17 protein-coding genes and 2 pseudogenes are annotated in these 20,930 nt (G+C 68.9%); 15 read left to right on the forward strand and 4 right to left on the reverse strand.

The window, feature by feature from the left end; translation table 11 throughout:
* Positions 1-10: 10 nt before the first annotated feature.
* Positions 11-580: pseudogene (locus tag AB0J72_RS45085) on the forward strand (response regulator transcription factor); the annotation flags it as partial.
* Positions 581-717: 137 nt separating this feature from the next.
* Complete coding sequence (locus AB0J72_RS45090; protein WP_363411644.1) at positions 718-1,029, forward strand: hypothetical protein; 312 nt, start codon at positions 718-720, stop codon at positions 1,027-1,029.
* Between the two features lie 40 nt (positions 1,030-1,069).
* Here the strand turns inward: AB0J72_RS45090 and AB0J72_RS45095 are convergent, their stop codons facing one another.
* Positions 1,070-3,820 (reverse strand): LuxR C-terminal-related transcriptional regulator, encoded by a 2,751-nt coding sequence (locus tag AB0J72_RS45095; protein WP_363411540.1) that lies wholly within the window; start codon positions 3,818-3,820, stop codon positions 1,070-1,072.
* A gap of 158 nt (positions 3,821-3,978) precedes the next feature.
* Between AB0J72_RS45095 and AB0J72_RS45100 the strand changes: the two genes are divergently transcribed.
* From AB0J72_RS45100 to AB0J72_RS45130, 7 genes and pseudogenes are all read left to right on the forward strand, one after another.
* On the forward strand, positions 3,979-4,746 hold the full coding sequence (locus AB0J72_RS45100) for an alpha/beta hydrolase (RefSeq protein WP_363411638.1): 768 nt from the start codon (positions 3,979-3,981) through the stop codon (positions 4,744-4,746).
* A 103-nt stretch (positions 4,747-4,849) separates the two neighbouring features.
* A complete protein-coding gene (locus AB0J72_RS45105; protein WP_363411542.1) occupies positions 4,850-5,386 on the forward strand; it encodes a dihydrofolate reductase family protein in 537 nt (178 codons plus the stop codon).
* A 401-nt stretch (positions 5,387-5,787) separates the two neighbouring features.
* A pseudogene (locus tag AB0J72_RS45110) lies at positions 5,788-5,919 on the forward strand (IS6 family transposase); the annotation flags it as partial.
* A 393-nt stretch (positions 5,920-6,312) separates the two neighbouring features.
* Positions 6,313-7,590: an iron-containing redox enzyme family protein gene (locus tag AB0J72_RS45115; protein ID WP_363411544.1), complete on the forward strand. Its 1,278-nt coding sequence runs from the start codon at positions 6,313-6,315 to the stop codon at positions 7,588-7,590.
* Positions 7,587-7,964 carry a Rieske 2Fe-2S domain-containing protein gene (locus AB0J72_RS45120; protein ID WP_363411546.1) on the forward strand — a complete coding sequence of 126 codons (378 nt, stop codon included), beginning with the start codon at positions 7,587-7,589 and terminating at the stop codon, positions 7,962-7,964. The genes AB0J72_RS45115 and AB0J72_RS45120 overlap by 4 nt, the downstream gene beginning before the upstream one ends.
* A 67-nt stretch (positions 7,965-8,031) precedes the next feature.
* On the forward strand, positions 8,032-9,087 hold the full coding sequence (locus AB0J72_RS45125) for a 50S ribosomal protein L11 methyltransferase (protein ID WP_363411548.1): 1,056 nt from the start codon (positions 8,032-8,034) through the stop codon (positions 9,085-9,087).
* Positions 9,084-10,445: an iron-containing redox enzyme family protein gene (locus tag AB0J72_RS45130; RefSeq protein WP_363411550.1), complete on the forward strand. Its 1,362-nt coding sequence runs from the start codon at positions 9,084-9,086 to the stop codon at positions 10,443-10,445. Before AB0J72_RS45125 ends, AB0J72_RS45130 begins: the two co-directional genes overlap by 4 nt.
* Here the strand turns inward: AB0J72_RS45130 and AB0J72_RS45135 are convergent.
* Both AB0J72_RS45135 and AB0J72_RS45140 read right to left on the reverse strand, forming a co-directional pair.
* The gene (locus AB0J72_RS45135; protein WP_363411552.1) at positions 10,432-11,691 is read right to left on the reverse strand and encodes an ATP-grasp domain-containing protein; all 1,260 of its coding nucleotides are present in this window, start codon (positions 11,689-11,691) and stop codon (positions 10,432-10,434) included. The genes AB0J72_RS45130 and AB0J72_RS45135 overlap by 14 nt on opposite strands.
* 20 nt (positions 11,692-11,711) lie before the next feature.
* Positions 11,712-13,028, reverse strand: a complete 1,317-nt coding sequence (locus AB0J72_RS45140; RefSeq protein WP_363411553.1) for a hypothetical protein — start codon at positions 13,026-13,028, stop codon at positions 11,712-11,714.
* 144 nt (positions 13,029-13,172) lie between these two features.
* Between AB0J72_RS45140 and AB0J72_RS45145 the strand changes: the two genes are divergently transcribed.
* The 5 genes from AB0J72_RS45145 to AB0J72_RS45165 all read left to right on the forward strand — a co-directional run bounded on the left by AB0J72_RS45145 (position 13,173) and on the right by AB0J72_RS45165 (position 18,435).
* Entirely contained in the window at positions 13,173-14,480 is a 1,308-nt protein-coding gene (locus AB0J72_RS45145; RefSeq protein ID WP_363411555.1) for an MFS transporter, read from the forward strand.
* 104 nt (positions 14,481-14,584) lie between these two features.
* A complete protein-coding gene (locus tag AB0J72_RS45150; protein WP_363411557.1) occupies positions 14,585-15,601 on the forward strand; it encodes a phytanoyl-CoA dioxygenase family protein in 1,017 nt (338 codons plus the stop codon).
* Between the two features lie 426 nt (positions 15,602-16,027).
* On the forward strand, positions 16,028-16,708 hold the full coding sequence (locus AB0J72_RS45155) for a helix-turn-helix domain-containing protein (RefSeq protein ID WP_363411559.1): 681 nt from the start codon (positions 16,028-16,030) through the stop codon (positions 16,706-16,708).
* Positions 16,705-17,124 carry an integrase core domain-containing protein gene (locus AB0J72_RS45160; protein WP_363411561.1) on the forward strand — a complete coding sequence of 140 codons (420 nt, stop codon included), beginning with the start codon at positions 16,705-16,707 and terminating at the stop codon, positions 17,122-17,124. The genes AB0J72_RS45155 and AB0J72_RS45160 overlap by 4 nt, the downstream gene beginning before the upstream one ends.
* Positions 17,125-17,307: 183 nt before the next feature.
* Entirely contained in the window at positions 17,308-18,435 is a 1,128-nt protein-coding gene (locus AB0J72_RS45165) for a hypothetical protein (protein ID WP_363411563.1), read from the forward strand.
* A gap of 310 nt (positions 18,436-18,745) precedes the next feature.
* Here AB0J72_RS45165 and AB0J72_RS45170 read toward each other — a convergent pair whose 3' ends face one another.
* Positions 18,746-19,864 carry a site-specific integrase gene (locus AB0J72_RS45170; protein ID WP_363411565.1) on the reverse strand — a complete coding sequence of 373 codons (1,119 nt, stop codon included), beginning with the start codon at positions 19,862-19,864 and terminating at the stop codon, positions 18,746-18,748.
* Between the two features lie 313 nt (positions 19,865-20,177).
* On the opposite strand from AB0J72_RS45170, the gene AB0J72_RS45175 reads away from it, so the two are divergent.
* Positions 20,178-20,825, forward strand: a complete 648-nt coding sequence (locus AB0J72_RS45175) for a nucleotidyltransferase domain-containing protein (RefSeq protein ID WP_363411567.1) — start codon at positions 20,178-20,180, stop codon at positions 20,823-20,825.
* Positions 20,826-20,930: the final 105 nt, after the last annotated feature.

The raw sequence follows: 20,930 nt of genomic DNA on the forward strand, positions 1-20,930 counted from the left end.
CGGTGCTCCGATCAGGGTGCTGCTCGCCGACGATCAGGTTCTGGTGCGGTCGGGTTCAAGGGGCTGCTCGAGATCGAAGACGACATCATGGTGGTAGGCGGGGCCGCCAACGGTGCCGAAGCCGTGGAGCGGGCCCGGGCCACCCGGCCCGATGTCGTCCTCATGGACATCCGCATGCCGGAGCTGGACGGGATCCAGGCCACGGCCAGATCGCCAGGACGCGGGGCCTCGAGCAGGTCCGGGTCCTGATCCTGACCACCTACGACACTGATGCGTACGTCTTCGAGGCGCTGGAGGCCGGTGCAAGCGGCTTCCGGCTCAAAGACGCCGGACCGGCCGAGCTGCTGCATGCCATCCGGGTGGTCGCCGCTGGAGAGGCGTTGCTCGCGCCGCGGATCACCCGGCGCCTCATCGCTCAGTTCGCCACACAACGGATCGCCACCCAGGCCGGGGGGAGCGGCTGGCGGTGCTGACGCAACGCGAGCGTGAAGTCATGGCCCTGGTCGGACAGGGGCTGAGCAACGACGAGATCGGCGCCGCGCTATTCCTCAGTCCGGCCACCGCCCGCACCCATGTCAGCCACGCGCCCGATCGAGGGTCGGACCTGCCCCGCGTGAGCTCGACACCAGTTGGCGGACATTCCTGCGGGCCCAGGCGTCCGGGCTGCCGGCGACCGACTTCTTCCACATCGACACTATCGCGCTGCGGCGGTTGTATGTGTTGTTCGTCCTGGAGGTTGCGACCCGGCTGGTGCACATCCTCGGTGTCACCACCCACCCGACCGCGGCGTGGACCACCCAGCAGGCCCGCAACCTGGTGCTGAACCTCGCAGACCGTGTGCCACGGTTCCGGTTCCTGATCCGCGACCGCGACGCCAAGTTCACCGCCTCCTTCGACGCCGTGTTCGCAGCCGAAGGCATCGACGTCGTGAAGATCCCGCCGCGCACCGCCGAGCTCGCACCCGATGACGTCGTCGTTGGTGTACGGCCGGAGGTAGCGCGTGCTCAGCTTGCACGCCGGTCTCGGTAACGTCCTCGCCGGCATGCGTCGAACCCGCCCGCATCCGGTCTCAGCCTGGCGCCGGGAGGTTCAGCGCGGACAGTTCGGTGCGGCCCTCGTCGGCACGCTCGGGCAGGAGCAGGAGGGTGCAGGCCCGTTCGAACCGTGCGCCGATGCGCTCCCAGCCCTCGACCGCGACGGCGAGAGCGGACTTGTCGCGGTGCAGCCGGCCGGTGGCGCGTGCGAGGCAGGCGGCCGCCCAGTCGTTCTCCGCCGCGGCCGGGGCGGCGGCGGTCAGCCACGTCGCGGCGTCGGGCAGCCCGGCGACGACAGCGAGTTCAGCGCCGGTGGCGTGAGCGTACGTCTCGTAGCGGCTCAGCCCGACCGGCGCGCCGGCCATGGCGTTCTCGACCAGGGTGGCGGCGCCGGCCAGGTTGCCGGTCTGGATGGCGAGCCGTGCGTCGATGAAGGCGGCGATCGGCGAGAGCCGGCCGGTGCCGACGTTCGCGGCCCCGGCGACCTCCGCCACCCGGGCACGCCACAGGGCGTGCTTGCCGGCGTCCCGGCGAAGGCCGTGAGCGAGCGCGATCGCCCACACCGCCGGCCACATCCACCCCGCGTGGGGACGGCCGGCCTGCGTCCAGTCGTCCCACAACAGGACCGAGTATCGCAGCGCCTGGTCGACGTCACCGGAGAGGACCAGGCCGGGGATCATCCGACTCGCCGCTATCTGTGACTGGTCGCCGAGCAGTTCGTCCGTCAAGGCATGTCGGGCGACGGAGATTGCGGCGGGCAGGTCCCCGGTCATGATGGCGTCGGCCACGGCTGCCCCGAAGATGTCCATGATCTCGGGAGCCGAGCGTGGATCGTCGCGCCGCATGGCGGAAGCCAGGTCGAATCGCTGCCGGGTCAGACGGTGCGCCTCCCGCAGCCGGCCCTGCCTCATCGCCGCCACGCCCGCCGCATCGATGGCGGCGCTGACAAGGACGGGATCAGCGGTGTCGCGTGCGGCGAGCAATGCGGCCTCGGACAGCACCGGATCCGGGTCGTACTTGGCGGGGTTGGCGGTCCACGCCGCAGCGACGGCCAGGCGTGCCGCGACGACAGTGTCGGTGGAATCGCCCACCGCGACGGCCTCGTCAACCAACCGACGCAGCCGCTCGTGCGGGATCTCGACAGGAAACCTGGCTGGGAACCGGCAGGCCAGTTCCGCAGCGTGGGACAGGGCGTTTGCCTGAGCGTTACCGTCGCCTGCGGCCCGCGCCTCTCGCGCGGCGGACAGCAGCAGTTCATAAACGTGGAGCCCGGACATGTTGCTCGCATGAGCACAGTCCGCCGCGGTATGCAGATCGTGTGCCGCGACCGCCGGCTCGATGGCGCGGGACGCCGCCTGCTGGAAATGGCCGAGCGATTCTTTCAGGAAGCGCCGGGCGAAGGTGAGGTGGCCCAGCGAGCGTGCCAGCTGGTGAGGCACCCGGCCCGGTCCGGGCGCGGCGTTCGTGAGTGCCGCCCGGAGGTCGTCGACGACCGCGTCGAACGCCTCGTGCCACGGGCCGTCGAGCCGGGCCTCCAACGCTGCCGCGCACGTCGCGGCCCAACACAGGTACCGGTCCTGAACGGCGGTGCGGTCGTCGTCCGCCTTCAGCCGGTCGAGGGCGAAGGCCCGGACGGTTTCGAACAGCCGCCACCCGCCCGTGGTCCGTCGGTGGACGACCAGGCTCTTGTCGACCAGACGGCCGAGCACGTCGGCGACGGCGGCCCGGTCACCGAGGTGGGTCACCGCCAGCACGGCGTCCAGGTCGAAGCTGCCGACGAACACGGCGAGGTGGCGAAACACCGTGCGCTCCTCCTCGTCGAGGAGGTCGTAGCTCCACCTGATGACCGTGCGCAGTGAACGGTGCCGCACATCCTGCCGGCGACCGCCGACCAGCAGGCGGAGTGCGTCGTCAAGAGCGGCCAGCAGACCGTGTGTACCCAGCGAAGCGACCCGGGCCGCGGCCAGCTCGATCGCCAACGGCATGCCGTCGAGCCGGGCGCAGAGGTCGGTGATCACATCCGGGTCGGCGGTGAACTCCGGATCCGCTGCGGTCGCGCGGTCACGGAACAGTGCTTCCGCGTCGGAGGCCAGCGGCAGCGGCTCCACGACGACCAGCCGTTCGCCCGGCAGGCCGAGACGGGCTCGGCTGGTCACCAGCACCCGTACGCCGGGACAGGCGGCCAGCAGTCGTTCGACGAACCCGGCCGCCGCGTCGAGGACGTGCTCACAGTTGTCCAGGATCAACATCGACCGGCTCGCACTCAGACGGTCGGCGATGGCCTCCTCCAGCTGGCGTTGCGGGCTCTCCGCCACGCCGAGCACCGACGCCACGGCTTGGGCCACGAAGGCGTCACGCACCGGGACCAGATCGACGAACGCGCCACCGTTGGGAAACATCGACGCGGAGGCATCGGCCAGCACCACCGCGAGTCGGGTCTTGCCGACGCCGCCCGGTCCCAGCAGTGTCACCAGTCGGGTGCTGGCCAGGGCCGCGATGACGGCGTCGTGCTCGCGGTCCCGACCGATGAACGTCGTCCAGGCCGCCGGCAGACCCACGATCCGGCCGACCGGCGGCGCGCCGGCCTCCGACGGAATGGCGCAGTCGGCGAGCGCTCTGCGGTCGGTGACCCCGAACTTCCGCAGTAACGACGACACGTGGCTTTCCACGGTGCGGACCGAGATGTAGAGCTTGTCCGCGATCTCAGCGTTCGACATCCGTGCGGCCAACGCGTCGAGAACCTCGGCTTCGCGCTTCGAGATCTCGTTGGTTCCGATCATCGCCATCCCGCCGTCGCTGTCGTCACGGATCTTGTCCGGTGCCTTCTCCGTGAGGGACTCCGTGGTCGGGTCCGTGGTTGCACGGATGCCGGGACGCCCGTCGTCGGCGGATGCTGCTCGCCGAGTCCGACAACTTGCTGAGGAGGCGACTCACCTTGAACACCGTGATCTCCCGCGACGGCACCGCCATCGCGTACGACCGGGCCGGTGCGGGGCCGGCGGTCATCCTGGTCGGCGGCGGCCCGACCGACCGATCGAGCAACGCATCGGTGGTCGATGCGCTCGCACCGTTCTTCACCGTCTACAACTACGATCGGCGTGGCCGTGGTGACAGCGCGGACACGGCTCCGTACGCCGCTGTCCGCGAGTACGAGGACCTGGGCGCGGTCATCGTCGCGGCCGGCGGATCCGCACACGTCTACGGCACTTCCGGCGGCGGGATCCTGGCCCTGAGGGCGGCCGCACACGGCCTCGCCATCACCAGACTGGCCGTGTGGGAGGCCCCCTACATCGTCGACGACAGCCGCCCGGCCGTGCCCGCCGACTACCGCGAGCAGCTGATCGAGCTGTTGTCCGAGGGACGCCGCGGCGACATGCTTGAGCTGTTCTTCGTCAAGGCCGTCAACCTTCCTGTCGAATTCGTCGCCCCGATGCGGCAGTCGCCGTTCTGGCCGGCGATGGAGAAGACCGCACACACACTCGTCTACGACGCGACCGTCACCGGCGACTTCTCCCTGCCGATCGGCGAGTTGGCCGCCGTCACGATGCCGACCCTCGTCATCGACGGTGGCACCACGCCGTGGCTCAGCAGCACCGCCGAGGCCCTCGCGGCAGCCCTTCCGGACGCGCACCGCCGCACCTTGCCCGGCCAGCCCCACAACGTGGACGCGGCCGCCATCGCACCCACACTCGCCGAGTTCTTCGGCGCGTAGCCGTCCGGGCGGGCGCCGGTCTACGGAGCATCGGCGCCCGCCCGCCGACGCCGCTGTCGCGGGCATCGGCACCATCCGCACCCATCATCTCCAAGGAGCTGTCTTGGCCAAGATCGTCGCTCAGTGCTTCATGTCCGTGGACGGCGTCGTCGAGTCGCCCGAGCAATGGCACTTTCCCTACTACGACACCGCCATGGAGTCAGCGGTCGCCGCGCAACTGCACCAGGCGGACACGCTGCTGCTCGGGCGTGCGACCTACGAGGTGTTCGCCGGTCACTGGCCTCATCAGGGCAACGATGTGCTGTTCGCGAAACGGCTCAACAGCCTGCCGAAGCTGGTCGTTTCCACCACCTTGAACACCGTCGAGTGGCAGAACTCGACCCTGATCCGCGACATCGGGCAGCTCGCGACAGTCGCGAGTGCCTCCGACGGACACATCACCGTCAGCGGCAGCGCCACCCTGGTGCGTTCGCTGCTTGACCACGATCTGCTCGACGAGTTGGAGCTGCTCGTACACCCGCTGGTGGTGGGTCACGGCGCGCGCCTGTTCGACAACGGCGGCAAGCACCGGCCGTTGAACCTGATCCGGTCCACTACCTTCGACACCGGCGTGCTCCACCTCGTCTACGAACCCGTCTGACTCCAGGAGGCACGACAGGCGCGCCGCCGATGCCCTCGACGCACGTCGGGACGTGCTGTAGTACCACTGTCGATCCATCATCCGGAGAGGGGGACTCGCCCCCGACCAGTCCGGCCGGGGTTTCGTCGGTCTGCGGACATCTACCGCATGGTGCGCCTTGGGTTCGGGCATCGACGCTACGCGGTCGTGAGGTGCCATCCGCGACGAAGCCACACCCTGACGAGCCGCGACGACGGCGGGTGGCTTCGGTCGCGGGTAGGGGCACCAGGCGGTCGCGAGTTTGAACACCATGATGCCGGTCGGTACATGGTCGCTGGCCGCGAGAAGGCTCCGTGCGTTGAGCGTTGGCAAGATCGAGGCAGACTCGAGCAGTGAAGTCATCGATCCGTCCGCGCACGTGGCTGCCGCCGAAGTCGGCGTTCGCCGGCTTCCGGTTCCCGCCCGAGGTGATCGTCGTCGCGGTGCGCTGGTACCTGCGGTTCAATCTGTCCTACCGCGACGTTGAGGAGCTACTGGTCGAACGTGGCGTCGAGGCACGGACAAGACCGCACAGGTGATCATCACCGGACATGCCTTCATGCAGAACCTTCGACGCGGACACTACGAGGTCGCCGTCGACGCCCCGCCGGCAACGCGGGTCGCCGCCGCGTTCACCGAACTTGCCCAAGCGATCGCCGGAGGCCGTCCGACGGGTTTCCAGCAAGGTCCAGCTTCTGGATCCCAGCGCGCAAGATAAATATGTAGACTCCTCGTGCTCGACCTTGAAGCAACTTCGACGGGGAAGTTGGGTGCATATGGCGATCGATGCGGACATTGTTCGTGCCGGACCGACCGATGATCTCGGCGGAAGAGTCGCCGCATTCACACACGACTACCTTTTCACCGGCGGGCCGACAGTGCTGCACCCACCGAATCCGTACCGGCGGATGCTGGTGCCGGACGCGGTCGCCGAGGTCGACTTCACCCGCCCGCTGAGCGCCGCCGAGGCGACCGGCCACCGCGCGCTGGTGGCGCACCGGCTGCTCGGCACGTTCTACGAGGCCGACACTGTGCTGCTGCCGGAGCAGGGCTTGGGCGCGTTGCGCGGCGACTTCGACCATTTCTACGGCGACGGGCTGCGCCGGCTGCGCGAGGCGTCGCTGTCGGACCTGGAGCACTTCGCGTTCGCCCTGCTCGACGACGAGATCGACGTGACCGGGGCGTGGAGCGTCGAGGACCTGGCCACGTACTTCGAGCACGCCGCCGGGGAGGCCGATGCGGGAGAGGTCGAGTCACTGACGACGATCGCGGCGGCCCGCCGGCCGGCGGTGGCCGCCGACACGTATCTGGTGCAACTGGCCCTGGACGGGCTCACCGAGGCGTCGGCGATGTCGAGGAACCTCGGCGGCGCGTTCGGCCCCGAACAGTCGGCGTTGTTCAAGGTCTTCATCGACGAGTTCGGCTACGGAGTGCACGAGGCGAAGCACACGACGATCTTCCGCAAGATGCTGCGGAGCCGGGCATTGCAGACACACGTCCACGCATACTGGAACTTCTATCTCGCCGGTCCCCTCGCCACGAACAACTACTACTACTTCGTCTCCCGTGACCACGCGAGTTTCTTCCGCTACATCGGCGCCGTGAGCTATGCCGAGCGGGTCTTCGCGCCGAGTTTCGTCAAGATGATCGAGACGTACCGCGGCGTCTTCGGCGACGACGTCGACCTGCACTACTGCGAGGAACACGCACACATCGACGCGCATCACGGCCGGATCACGCGGGACGAGATCCTCCTGGCCCTGGCCGAGCGGCACGGCGCCGGCGTCATCCCGGAGCTGGTGCGCGGCATCGCGGAGGCCCGGCTGCTCGGCGGCTGGTTCGAGCAGGACACCGCGGCGCAGATCCGCTGGGCGGACGACCTGGACACCTACCGGGTCACCGGCTCCGGAATCCAGCCGGCGGAGGCCGCCCGCCGCGTCGAGCTGGCGGCCGGGAGCCCGTTCGGCACCCGCAGCCACGACCGGGCGGTGCTCGTGGTCGTCGAGGACGGCGCCGCCGAGCTGATCACGGGCCCGACGGCGGCATCGGCGCCGATGGCGCGCGGCGAGGCGATGCTGGTCCCCGCCGGCCGGCTCTACGGGGTGCGGGCCGCCGGATCCGCCTGCGCCTACTCGGTCCGCGCCGCCGACCCCGACACCCCGGCGGTGACCCCATCGGCATCGTGACCATCGACCTGCGGCGGCACAACACGGTGCTGTGCGGGGACGAACGGTATTTCCTGTTCCACGACGGCGGGCGGGCCCGGCTGGTGCACGATCGTTGCCCGCACCGGGGCGGCCCGCTCAGCCTCGGCCGCCGCACGCTCGACGGGCGCCGGCTCACCTGCCCGTGGCACGGCACGAAGGTTGGTGTGGCGGCACTGTGCCGCACCGCGCTGCCCATGGTCCGCACCGGCGACACCGCCACCGTCGTGCTGCCCGGCGCACCTGACGACCCGGGTGACGGCACGCCGGTCACCGTGATCCACCGGCACATCCTTGCCAACCTCCCCGCCGAGGCCGACGCCGAGGGTGTGGGCACCACCGACGCAACAGCGTAAGCACCAGGCTCCTGCGCGGGCGGCGCGGCCACGAACCGGCTCGCCCGCCGGACTGATTCGGGGGACGATGAAGAGCCGCATACCACCTACGGCCCAGTTCCTGCTGGACCATTTGGAGCGCGCCGAGGCGCTGTTCCACGACGGGCGTTACGACGAGGCCGCCGAGCACTACCGCCGCGCCCGTGAGCTCGACCCGCAGGACTGGCGGGCGGTCACCGGTTACAACCGCGCGATCCGCCGGATCGTCCCGCGGTGGCACTTCGAGATGATGCACGACCACGAGCGGACCGTGCAGTACGAGGCGGCCATCAAGCAGGTCGTCACCGCCGACCATCTCGTGCTGGACTTGGGCACCGGCTCCGGGATGCTCGCGCTGATGGCGGCCCGTGTCGGCGCCGAGCGGGTGGTCGCGTGCGAGGGCCAGCCGGTCGTGGCGGAGACCGCGCGCAGGATCGTCGACGGCGCCGGGTACGCCGCGCAGGTCGACGTCGTGCCGAAGATGTCCACCGACCTGGTCGTCCCGGGCGACCTGCCGCGACGCGCGGACGTGCTCATCACCGAGACGGTCGACTGCGGGCTGCTCGGCGAGGGCATCCTCGGCTCGATCAGCCACGCGCGCGAGCACCTGCTGACCGACCAGGCCGTCGTCGTGCCCGGCCGGGCCAGGGTGCTGGCGCAGCTGGTGGAGAGCCGGGCGCTGCACCAGAAGAACACCGTCGGGGAGTTACACGGCTTCGACCTGTCGGAGTTCAACGAGCTGGCGTCGCTGGAGTACTTCGACTCGCGGCTGCGCCGGCACGAGCACCGGGTGCTGTCCGCGCCGTTCGAGGTGTTCCGGTTCGACTTCCACCGCGACGGCCCGGCGCCGCAGCGCGTGACGCTGCGCGTGACGCCGACCGCGACCGGCACGTGCCACGCGGTGGCGTTCTGGTTCGAGCTGGAGCTGGTGCCGGGCGTCACCGTGACGAACGCGCCCGACCATCCCACGACGCATTGGAAGCAGGCGGTGCAATGCCTGCCGCGCCCGGTCGGCGTGCAGGCTGAGGTCCCGCTCGCCGTGGACGTGCGCCACGACGGGCTGCGCATCTGCTTCACCGGCATCAGGAAGGAGCCCGAGGCATGACCGTCACCGAGGCCGTGGAGCGGTACTGCGAACAGCGGCTCTTCCAGGCGGGGCCGGACGTCGTCATCGTGGGCAACCCGTACCGCCGCACGATCGGCCTGGAGGACCTCACAGACCGCGACTTCGCCCGGCCGGTCACCGAGGAGGGATTCCTGGAGCATCGCCATCTCGTGGTGAGCCGGATCCTGTGCAACGCATACGAGAGCAGCATGATCCTGCTGCCCGAGGACGGTGTCGGTCCGGTCAAGGCGGACTTCGACGCGTTCTACGGTGAGGAGGCACGCCGGCTGCGCGATGCGGTCTGGCCGGACCTGGAGCGGTGCTCGTTCGGGTTCCTGCCCGACGCGGCCGCGAAACCGGCAGTGCGGACGCTGGATGAGCTGCGGGCCTGGTTCATGGCGGAGGTCGACGCGGTCGGCTCGCCCGCCGACGGCAGCGGCAACAACCCGGAGGTCACCGCGACCGCGCCGCTGCGCGGCACCATGCTCGCCATCACGCAGTGCCGCCACGCGGAGGAGGCGGCCGCGCTGTACCTGTTCCAGCTCGGCCTGGACGCGCTAACCGAGGCGTCGGCGATGGCCCGCAACCTCGGCGGGTCGTACGGCCCCGAACAGTCCGAGCTGTTCAAGATCTTCATCGACGAGTTCGGCTACGGTGTGCACTCCGCCAAGCACAGCACCATTTTCCGCGGGCTGCTGCGCAGCATCGGCCTGCACCCCGACGTGCACGCGTACTGGAACTTCTACCTCACAAGCTCACTGGCGGGCACCAGCTACTTCAACCACGTGAGCGAGAACCACGCCGGCATGTTCCGCTACATGGGCGCGGTCACCTACCTCGAATGGCTCTTCGCGCAGGGCTTCGCCGACATGGGCACCATGCTGCGCACCGTGTTCGGCGACCGGGTCGACACGCGGTACTGCGACGAGCACGCGCACATCGACATCCACCACGGCCGGATGACCTTCGAGCACCTGCTGCTCGGCTTCGCCCGCGCCCACGGCGACGCGGTCATCCCCGACCTGGTCCGGGGCGTCGAGGAGACCAAGGTGATGATGCGGCTCGGCGAGGAGGACTTCCTCGCCCAGATCCGCTGGGCCGACAACCTCGACACCCACACGACCCGGGGCGTCACCGACGGTGGCACGACCCGTGTCCTGCGGCCGGACTCACCGTTCGTGACGCGGGTGTACGACGCCGACACGACCCTCTGCGTGCACGACGGCGACGTCGACGTGTACGCGTGGGCGACCCAGCGACCGCACCGGCTGCGGGCCGGCGACGCGCTGCACGTGCCGCGGGGCCGCCTGCACGGGCTGAAGGCGGCCACCGCGAGCGCGACCGTCACGGCTCGATGACGAGTTCCTTCTCCAGCGCCCGGATCGCCTCCCGGTCCGCGTACACCTGCTCGACGTCGTCGTGGGCGAGCAGGATGTACCCCATCGACATGCTCGACACCAGGTCGGTGGTGGCCGCTACCCGGTCCCCGGTGCGCACCAGGAACACCGGTGAGTGGTAGCTGGGCAGGTCCCGGGCCCGGTCGAAGACCTCGGCGTTGCGCACCACCCCGGACGTCTCGGCGATGAGGAACACGGCCATCACCCGCTTGTGCAGGTTGAAGCCGGGTGGCAGGCTCGCCCCCCGGCCGGCGCAGATGTCGACGATGCGGGAGACCTGGCTGCTCTCCCCCGCCGTGGCGACCTCGCTGCACAACGGCTTCATCGCCCCGGCTGGCCGTGGATTGATCTCGACCAGCCGCATCCCGTGCTCGGTGTCCATGACCTCGGTGTGCGCGGCCCAGAACCGGAAGCCGACCGCGTCGAGGCAGCCGAACGTGTAGTCCAGGACGTGGCCGTACTCGTCGAGGTCGTACGGCAGCCACTCCACGTTGTCGTAGATGGCCCAGCCGTTGGCGTTCTGCACCTTCCGGTAGCGGGTGATGTCGGTCAGCGAGTGGTGCCCGTCGAAGCTGACCGTGTCGATCGCGTACTCCATGCCGGTGATGTACTCCTGCACCAGCACCTTGTCGTTGACCGCGCCGTAGCGGTTGACGGCGCCGATGAGCCCGTCGACGAGGTCCGGCCAGCCCTTCCCGCCGAGGGCGAAGCCGACGCCGTCGGTGCCGGCGCTGGTGGCGGGCTTCACGACCAGGTCACGGCCGGCGAGACCCTCCCGCTCTATCCAGGCCGCGATCTCCGCGTGGTCGGCGGCATACGTCTGCTTGATGATGTCCAGGCCGTGCGCCGCGACCGCCTGGTGCGACAGATACTTGTTGCGCCGCGCCGCGGCGAACTCGGGCACGTTGATCCGGTCCGGGGTGAGGATCTGCCCGAGCCGGCCGCAGAGCCCCTCGATCCGGTCGGTGCCGGGCACGATGCCGACGGTGTGCCCCAGCGCCCGGATCTGCCCGGCGGTCGCCACGTCGTCGCCGTGGTGCTCGATCACCGCCGCATACTCGTCGTCGCGGAACGCGGTGAGCACCCCGATCCCGGCGACGGCCGGGTCGATGAGAGCCACGGGGGCCAGGCCGGCCTCGCGCAGCGCGGCCGGGATCAGGCTCGCCGAGGAGAACGGCTCGGCGAGCACGACGACAGGTCGGTCCATGACGCCTCTTTCCACCCGCGTCATCGCGGGTCCGGGTACGTGAACGAGCAGGTGAACGCGGCGCCGGTCGCCTCGTTGATGACCGAGCCGGCACCGATCGGCGACGCGCGCACGAACGTGCCGGCGTAGCCCTGCTCGAAGACGAACACGCCCCAGACCGGCAGCCACTGCGACGTCCCGTTGCCGTCCGGCGCCCGCTCGATGGCGCCGTCCACGCGCTCCTGCACCACGAAGCGCCCGTCCAGCGCCGCGGTGAGCGCGGCCTCCCACCCGGCGTCGGTGACCTCCCAGCCGATGGTGACGCCGTCGCCGCTGGAGCCGGAGCCGGGCTTGAGCACCAGCCGCTGCCGCTCGTCGCGGCACTGCGGCAGCAGCTCGGGCGTCAGCCGCCGCGTCCATGGCAGGACCCGGTCGACGGCGGCGGCCTCCTCGGCGGTGAGCCGGCCGTCGTCGCGCAGCTGCGAGACGAGGGCGAGGTTGCCCTTGTTGGCGGTGATGCCGTGGTCGAACGAGGCGAAGAACACCACGGTGCCCTTGTCCTGGGCCCGCAGCACGGGCGCGAGCCACTCCTCGGCACGCGGCTCGGCGCAGAACTCCTCCAGGGTGAAGTACCGCATGACGACGTCGACGGGGGTGCCGTCCACGTGCAGCCGGCCGTCGCGTTCGGCGAGGTCGGCGATGTGGGTGATGCAGACATCGATGCCGCGGCTCGCCATGTGATGGACGAACGACATGTACCAGGCGTTGTACCTGGCGATGTTCTTGGAGATGTCCGTGAGGGCCACGACCGGGTCGGCGCCGCCGGTCACCGGGGCGGCCAGCCGACGCAGGTAGGTGGCGATCTCGTCGCCGGTGTCGACGTAGCGCAGGTCGTGCTCGCTGGCGAAGGCACGGAACTCCGGCAGGCGCAGGTAGCCCTCGTTGATCGCGGCCCAGTCGACCCCGCCGAGCTCGCTGCCGGCGTTGAGCTCCAGCAGCCGGAACCCGGTGCCGTCGAAGTACAGATCGGGCCGGGCATACACCGGGGTGCCGGCGCCCGGCGCGACAGCGCAGGCCAGGTCGGTGGCCCGCGCGTCCATGCCCAGCTCCGCGCAGAGGCGGCGCCGGTCACCGTCGAACAGCCGGTCCGGCAGCGACGTCACCAGGTCGATGACGACTCGCAGGTCGGCCGCGACCTGGCGCATCGCGGACTCAGGCAGGAACAGCGGCCGGGACAGCAGCCGCGTGCCGTGCGTGTCGACGAACGCGGGCTCCAGCGGCAACTGCCGGCCGAACGCCGGCACCGGCGGCGACGCGCCCGGGAACGCCGCCAGGTATGCCTCGGTGACCAGGTTCATGCGGGCCCCGATCGACGGACGCCATTAGCACGGGGTGGAATACGCATCGATCATCCTCCACAATGCGAGACGGTCCACAGACTACGCCGATCATCTTCACTGGGTGACCCCCGTGAATGTCCCCGTCGAATGGAGTTTTCCGCGATGACCTCCGAGGCTCCACCGACGGTCATGCGGACCGTGCGCGCCATGACGCTGCCGGTCTGGGTGCTGCTGATCGGCACGCTCGTCAACACCGTCGGCAGCTTCCTGATGCTGTTCCTGACGCTGTACCTGACCCGGAAGGGCTTCTCGCCGTTCCACGCCGGGCTGGCACTGGGCGCCTGGGGCGCGGGCCGGATCGCCGGCGCGTTCATCGGCGGGACGATCGCGGACCGGATGGGGTACCGCTTCGCGATGGCGCTGTCGATGTTCTCGACCGCCGCCCTGATCGCGGGCCTGATCGGTGCCGCCAACCTGGGCAACCCGTGGCTGGTCGTGCTCGCCTCGCTCGCCGCCGCGTCACTCAACGGCATCTGGCGCCCGCCGGCGCAGGCGATGATCACCGAGGCCACCCCACCTGGGCACCTCGTCATGGTGATGGCGTTCTGGCGGCTCGCGTTCAACGCCGGCATCTTCGTCGCGCCACTGCTCGGCGCGGTGCTGTCCCGCGTGTCGTGGGACCTGCTGTTCTGGGTGGAGGCGGGCTCGTCGGCGCTCTTCGGCGTGCTCGTGCTGGCCGCCCTGCCGTCGGTGGCCCGAGCCGCAGAACCTTCCGCGGCCTCGCCCGCGGACCCGGTGCCCGCGGCGCGGGCCGGCTACGGCCGGGTCCTGCGCGACGGCGGCTTCGTGCTGTTCCTGTTCGCCCTGCTCGTCAACGGGATCGTGTACATCCAGGGACCCGCGACCCTGCCGCTGCACCTCGACGGGCTGGGCTACGCGACCACGGTGTTCGGCGCGCTCGTCTCCCTCAACGCCCTCACCGTCATCTGCCTTGAGGTGCCGGTCACCCGGCTCACCCAGCGGCTGCAGCCGCGGACCGCGATCGCGATCGGCATGTCGCTGACCGGGATCGGGCTGAGCCTGTGGAGCGTCGAACTGGGCATCGCCGGTCTCGTCGTCGCCACCCTGGTGTGGACGATGGGTGAGGTCGTCGCGAGCCCGTCGATGTTCGCGTACCCGGCCATGGTCGCGCCGCCGCACCTGCGGGCCAGGTACATCGCCGTCACCACGGTCGCGAACCAGATCGGTTACTCCGCCGGCCCGGTCCTAGGCACCACGCTGTGGGCTGGCGTCGGCGGCGCCGTGTTCTGGATCTGCGGCACCCTGGCCGCCGTGGCCGTGCTCGCCATCCTGGCCGGCACCCGCACCGTCGACGCCGCCAGCACATCGACGCTGGACGAAACAAAATCTGCTGCCACATCGACTCCCGACGACACGAAACGGGTCAGTGAAGGGGCAGCTGCCGATTGATCTGTGCCGTAGTCTGCGGCGAGGCACGTTGGGAGGTTCGAAACCCCTGGCGACCGCACAGGGGTCCACCTTCCTGGATCAAAGATGATCAGGAGGTCAGTTAGGTGACTGGCACCAACACGTTGACAACCGAAGGACCGGGCACACTCGGGCCGGACGGGGCGGCAAGGTTCTGGCGCGACGGATTCGCGGGACCGTTCCCGCTCGGCCTGCCCGACCAGGAACTGGCCGAGCTCGCCGACCGGTGCGAACGCATCGTCGAGGAGCGGCACACCCAGCCGCTGTACGGCCGGTACGCACTGCGCGACTGGCACCTCGTCGACCGTGACCTGGAGCGCGTATTCACCCAGGAGACGATCGTCGGGCGGGTCGCCGAGCTGCTCGGACCCGACCTGCTGCTGTGGCGATCGAAGATCTTCTACAAGCCGCCGGGCGGCGACGCCATCGGCTGGCACCAGGAATGGGGCAAGTTCGACGGCGAGGAGATCGGCAACTCGACCCCCTCGCTGCAGCCGGCCGACGCCGGCGACGACGCCTGGGACCTCACCGTCTGGGTCGCGCTCGACGACGTCACCCCGGAGAACGGTCCGCTGCAGTTCGCCGCCGGCACCAACACGACCAAGGTGCCGTGGGTGAAGGTGCCGATGACCCAGTCGGCCTTCTACGAGGAGCCGTTCGTCGGCCTCACGAAGGAGCAGGTCGCCGAGCGCACCCGCCGCAGCGAGCTGGTCCTGGACATCGACACCGCCACCTGGCTCGACGGCTACGACGTCGACGCGGCCAGCCTCGAGGAGCTCACCACCTATCTGCACGGTCGTTTCGAGGAGCTCCTGGCGAAGTTCACCGACTTCGAGCCGGCGCCGGGCACCGTGGCCACGATGGTGATGCCCCGCGGCAGCTTCGTCATCTTCAGCGAGCGCACCATGCACGGCTCGCCACCCAACAACTCCGACCGTCGCCGGATGGCCGTCAACTGTCGCCTCACTCGCGCCGACACCCTCGTCTACCCGGGCCGCCTCGACGGCGCCGTCATCGACGGCTCCAACCTCGACATCAGCAAGCACGAGAGCCTGCTCGTCTCCGGCCGGGCCACCGAGACCCGCAACGCCATCCGCGCCTGACCCACGCACCCGGCCGGACCTGCTCACGGTCCGGCCGGCGAAGGTACAGTGCCATCCAACGCTGCACCCCTTGATCACGTGCGCGCTCATGTTCGATATTCGGTGATCATCACGGTGTCGCGGCGGTGCGAGCCGTTTCCGCCGCGCTGTCCTCGGGTCAACGCTGTACCTGCCGACAAATACGTCCGTGCTGGTCCAGAGGGCATTCTGACAAGTGAGGACGATCGTGTCTCGTCGGGTCTCGGTGTCCTGAGGACCCTCGCCGTCGGTGACTACGCGATGATGCTGTCTCATGCTGCTGCGACTGGCGTTGCGCTTGCCGAAAACCCCATCCGCCCTGGTGAGGCCGGTGTGGGGTGTTGGAGATGTTGATCCGGTTGCTGGGCCTGGGCGTAGCTGGTGATCGATGCGGCATGATGTTCTGCCGTGCTGCTGCGACTGGCGTACCTGGCTGTGACGAACGCGTTCGCGGTGCTGCGCCTGCTGCCGATGAGCGATCGGGACAAGGACGTGGAAATCCTTGCCCTGCGCCATCAGATCACGGTGCTGGAACGCCAACTGGGCAAGCAGAAGGTGCGGTTCGACGCGAGCGATCGGGCGTTCCTGGCGGCCCTGCTCCACAGCCTGCCACGCGACGTGCTACGCCGCGTGCGGCTGCTGGTGCGCCCCGATACGGTGCTGCATTGGCATCGTGACCTGCTCGCCCGCCGTCACGCGGCCGTCTCCCGACCCAAACGGCCGGGCCGGCCACGGACCGTGCACTCCGTCCGCGTGCTGGTGTTGCGCCTGGCCCGGGAGAACCCCAGCTGGGGCTACCGGCGCCTGCACGGCGAACTGCTCGTACTGGGAATCAAAGTGGCCGCATCCACCGTCTGGGAGATCCTGCAGGAAGCCGGGATCGACCCGGCACCCGAGCGGGCGGCCAGCACCTGGGCCGACTTCCTGCGTTCTCAGGCCGATGCTCTGCTGGCGTGCGACTTCCTGGAGACGGTCACCCTCACCGGAGCACGGATGTACGTGTTCGCGGCGATCGAGCACGCCAGCCGCCGGGTCCACATCCTGGTGCCACCGGGCACCCAACCACCGCTTGGGTGGTGCAGGCCGTGAAGAACCTTGTCATGGACCTCGAAGACAACGGCTCCCGAGCGCGGTACATGATCCGCGATCGGGACGCCGAGTTCGCCGAACTGTTCGACGCTGTCCTCGCCGACGCGGGCATCGACGTCGTCCTCAGCGGCATCCAGATGCCGAGAATGAACTCGATCATGGAACGTTGGGTCCAGACCTGCCGCCGCGGACTGCTGGACCGGACCCTGATCTGGAACCAGCGCCACCTGCTCCACGCGCTGCGCGAGTTCGAACAGTTCTACAACGGGCATCGGCCTCACCAGGGCATCGCGAACGCCCGACCGCTGTGCCCGTTACCCACACCGATCGTCAACCCGGACGAGATAAGCCGCCTCGACATACGAAGAAATAATCGCCTCGGCGGCATCCTCCACGAATACCAACATGCCGCCTGACCTGCACGGATGAGGTTTTCGGCAAGGGCAACGTCAGGCACGGTATGCCTACGGTCAGGGCGTGTGGTCCGCGGCGCGCCGTCCACCATCATGCACGACGTGTGGTCCCCGTCAGGTCCCCGAGGCACGGTGGCAGCAGTAAGGTCTGCCGTCGCACCCTGGGAATCTGTTAGCTTCGCGGCGATGTTGACGAGCGAATCAGAGAGCCGACCGTGGCCGGGCGGGTTCGATGTGATCCCCGAGTCGGACGTCGTCGCACTGGCCGGCGCCGAAGCACGGATCTATCGGACGCTGTTCGTGACCTACGTGCTGGGCCCGGATGCGTTCATCGCAATTGTCGAACCCGGCGACCGGCCGGACGGCACCGCCGTGCAGGATCGCCAACTGCTCAAACTCACGGGTCCGTTCCCGGATGAAGTCAACACGTTTCTCCTCCAAGACCTCATTCACCGCGGACAGCCCAGCCCGGCCACGCAGACCGCACTGCTCGGATTCGTGCGCGTAGAGGACGGCTGTATGCCGCTCGGTTCCATCGCCCACGGTGGCGGCGGTGTCTACGATCCTTGCGAGGGAAGGCTCTTGGAGTACCGGCTCCACCTGAGACACCCGCTGCCGTTTGAGGCGCTGGACCGTGCACGGCCGCTGCTGCACCCGCCGCCGCCTCCATCAACGACATGGCTCGACCTTCTGCCGGACGACCCGGTCGGAGCGACCCGCGACTTTATCGCCGGCTGGTACACCGATGTGCCACCGAAGGGACACGTCGTGGTGCCGAAATCGATTCCCGCCGCCCTCGCTTCGTTCCACACCGCAGCGGCAGGACGCGATGAGGTCCTCGGTCGGCAGGATCACCTGTTCCCGCCGTACAGATTGCATCCAGGCGAGGACGGCTGGCTGGAGTTCGGTGCAGAGAACCAGGGCGGCTTCGTCCTCGCCATCGATCCGGCTACGCCCGACCCAGCAGTGTTCTACCGGTACTGGGCGGACGAACCGATCGCTGACCCTCATCCATTGAGCGTGTTTCTCCTGCTGTTCGCGGTGTACGAAGCATCATTCACCGGCCCGTACAGGGCCACCGCCGACCTCACCACTGAGCAGGCACTGCACCTCACGAGCGGGCTCCGAAAAGTACCTCTGCGGAACCGGTGGTTTCCGCCGGGTGATGTCGAGTTCCATGTTGGCAACGGCCTCGTCGTGCAACTCGCCCCAAACGATGACGCCACCTGGTACACGTTCACCGGCGCCCGGCATCGCGCACACCTTGAACCGCTCCGCCATCTCGACATCGTTTGGTCGACGTTTGAAGGCTGATCACCGAACGGTCGTGCGTCGAGTCTTGACCACCGGTCAAGGTGCGCTACACGAGCTGCACTTGACCGATCTGGTCCCCAGAACGCCAAAATGGGCCGACCCGAAAGTGGATCAGCCCTCTGACCTGCGTCGGGACGGCGGGATTCGAACCCACGACCCCTTGACCCCCAGTCGTCGGAGGCCCCAGCGACGTGCTCAAGCACGTTCTCCCAGGTCACCACAATCATAAACCGGCCGAGTAAAGGGGTCCACGAATCAGCTCGTCGCCGGAGTCCGGCTATCCGCTGCGTCCGGAACTGGCGTTCGTCGTTCATGCGGCGCTCCGTGCCTCGGTGGTCGGGGTGAAGTCCGGCGCGATGAGCCCCGCAAGGTCGTCAGCACTCTGGCGCCGACGGCCGGCGTTGACCCGGGAGTAGTAGCGCATCAACGTCGCAGGGTCGTGTCCGAGACGCTCGGCCACCTCCGCGATGCCGTACCCGAGGTCCAGCAGATTCGAGGCGACCAGGTGCCGGATCTGGTGCGGGCCGAGCGGGCGGACCCCTGCGGCGACCGCGAGCTGGTTGAACCTGTCTGTGACGTTGTCCGGCCGCAGCGGCTGACCGTGCCGGCCGGTGAACATGTACCCGGACACGACCGCCTTCCTCCTCCCCCGCGGCCTCGTACCGGTCACGACGGTGAGCGTTGCCGGGTCTAGCACCAGGCTGCGGGTGCCGTTGTGCGACTTTGGCGGCTTCTCCCGCACCCGGCTCGTCGGCTCCTCAACCACCCGCTGCCGGCGAACCGTCAACGTCGCAACATCCGGCTCCAGATCACACCAGCGCAGACCGCACAGCTCGCCGCGACGCAAACCGGTCGTCAGCAGCAAACGCCACATCGGAAACAACCGATCGGCAGCAACATGCTCATGGAAGGCTCGGGCCTCGTCCACGGTCCACACCGGACGCAGGTCGTCGGACTCACGCGGCTTGCACGCGCCAAGAGGCCGGCCGGTCTGCTCCCCGAACGCCTTACCGAGCACCAGATGCAACGTCCGCAAGGTCGTTCGGGAGTAGCCAGCAGCCTCCAACTGCTGATAGGCGCGCTCGACCATCCGGCCGCTCAACCGCGACGCCCGCACCCGACCCACCATCGGATAGATCAGATGCAGCAGGCGAACGTAGTTGTACACCGTGTTCGGCTGCAACTGCTGCACCCGACCCGCCAACCAATCCTCACACAACGTCTGCACCGTGTCCGACAGCCGCAACCTCGGCCGCTGCGCGTCGCGCTGCCGGCACAACCGTCGATACTCCGCCAGTGCCGCCCGCTCCGTGACGAACCCGCCCCGACGGGCCTGCAACCGTGAACCAGCACGATCACGACCAAGCTCCACCCGGAAACCGAACAACCCAGTCACCGGATCTCGAACGATCACATCAACATCGGCCACGACAACCTCCGCTGCCGCTCAACGTTCTCGAATGAACCCTCCACTCCATCCGACCGCGACCCAGTCCTAACCACAACACCACTCCACGCCACCGAGGGAACCCCAAATCGAGTGAACCTTCTTGATGCAACAGCACCAGCACCAGCGCCGAGCGTCGGCGTTCGTCGACACATCGGACCGCGGGGTCGCCGAGAGCGGCCCGCGCTGGCGGAATCGTTCGGTGAAGCGCGAACGAGCCACCCAGCTTGTCCAGCAACTCCTCCAACGGCTTGATACCGAACGACATGTGTAGCCGGCGAACCTGATCACCGAGGTGTACCTCTTCGGGTCCTTCGCCCGCGGCGCTGCCGAGCCCCACGACATTGATGTGGCGATCGAGATGGACCGGGACGACCGGTGGATCGCCCATGCGGTGCAGTCACTGAGTTCAGGTCGCAACCCGCAATCACTGATCCACCGCGCGCTGGTTGGCAACAGCCGCAGCTTCGGATTCTTCTTCGACGGCGCGGCGCGGACGGACTTCCCGCTGACCCTGCTCTGGCGACGCGGCGAAGCCATCAGCATCGCCGCCCAGCGGCTCCACACCCTGGCGTCCGATCCCACCGCCAGCAGAGCACCACGCGACGCGATGCTGCCCCAATTCGAAGGACTCGACCGCTGGATCGACCGGCCAGCACGCGAACACCTGACCAGCGCCGTCGCAGCCAACGCGATCAGCATCGAACGGCTCGACCTGCCAGACGCCACCGTCACCGACCCCGTCGCCGCAGAGCATCTGCTCGACCGCTGGAACCCGTCCAGCCCTCTGTGTCGAGCCGGGCATGCCGTCCTGGCCTACGTCGAACAGCGAGGCCACGATTCCCGTGCCGTCCACCTGCACGGCAAGGACGTCCACCACCGCCGAACCCCACACTTCACCGGTCTCTCCTTGCGCTACTTCAAGCCAACCCATGGTGCCTGACCGAACACGAAGGCATCGACTGGATCGAAATTCCGCACCTCACCCGCGCAGGAACGCTCACCGCCCTGCGCATCGTCCCCTTGAACGCCGAGCTCCTCGACCGAG

The sequence above is a fragment of the Dactylosporangium sp. NPDC049742 genome, assembly GCF_040674675.1.
Taxonomy (GTDB): Bacteria; Actinomycetota; Actinomycetes; order Mycobacteriales; family Micromonosporaceae; genus Dactylosporangium; species Dactylosporangium maewongense.

Coding starts and splice junctions, on each gene's coding strand:
- AB0J72_RS45095 (WP_363411540.1), bottom strand. CDS start 3,820: ATGGCGATGATCGGAACCAACGAGATCTCGAAGCGCGAAGCCGAGGTT.
- AB0J72_RS45115 (WP_363411544.1), top strand. CDS start 6,313: ATGCTGGTGCCGGACGCGGTCGCCGAGGTCGACTTCACCCGCCCGCTG.
- AB0J72_RS45125 (WP_363411548.1), top strand. CDS start 8,032: ATGAAGAGCCGCATACCACCTACGGCCCAGTTCCTGCTGGACCATTTG.
- AB0J72_RS45130 (WP_363411550.1), top strand. CDS start 9,084: ATGACCGTCACCGAGGCCGTGGAGCGGTACTGCGAACAGCGGCTCTTC.
- AB0J72_RS45135 (WP_363411552.1), bottom strand. CDS start 11,691: ATGGACCGACCTGTCGTCGTGCTCGCCGAGCCGTTCTCCTCGGCGAGC.
- AB0J72_RS45140 (WP_363411553.1), bottom strand. CDS start 13,028: ATGAACCTGGTCACCGAGGCATACCTGGCGGCGTTCCCGGGCGCGTCG.
- AB0J72_RS45145 (WP_363411555.1), top strand. CDS start 13,173: ATGACCTCCGAGGCTCCACCGACGGTCATGCGGACCGTGCGCGCCATG.
- AB0J72_RS45165 (WP_363411563.1), top strand. CDS start 17,308: ATGTTGACGAGCGAATCAGAGAGCCGACCGTGGCCGGGCGGGTTCGAT.